The following is a 277-nucleotide window of genomic DNA, read 5'->3' as shown; positions in this document are numbered from 1 at the left end:
TCCTTCTTCCGCCGCAGGCTTCGGATTCCAATCAGCCGATGAGCCTGAGTGCCTTGGAGGCGCTGGAGTTCCATCTTCCCGCGATCATCCCGCCAGCATTGGCGCAGGCGCAACAAAGCCTTCTTATCGACCGCCATACGACGGCCGGACTGGTCTGCTCCACCTGTCACGGAGCCGCCGCCTTCAACGAGCCGGTGGCCGAGGCGACCTGCACGCAATGTCACGGCAATTATGCCGCGCTCGCGGCCAAGACGCCGTGGGAACCAAACCCTCATCA

Annotated in this window: 1 protein-coding gene; it reads left to right on the top strand. The window is 63.2% G+C overall.

What is annotated here, in order from left to right:
- Positions 1 to 38: 38 nt before the first annotated feature.
- The coding region (locus KVS69_RS19475; RefSeq protein ID WP_217539619.1) for a cytochrome c3 family protein at positions 39 to 277 on the top strand (239 nt) is incomplete at its 3' end.

This window comes from Stenotrophomonas sp. GbtcB23 (assembly GCF_019091045.1).
Taxonomy (GTDB): domain Bacteria; phylum Pseudomonadota; class Gammaproteobacteria; order Xanthomonadales; family Xanthomonadaceae; genus Stenotrophomonas; species Stenotrophomonas rhizophila_A.
The sequence above is the reverse complement of the archived record's forward strand: the minus strand, read 5'-3'. Positions and strand labels throughout refer to the sequence as shown.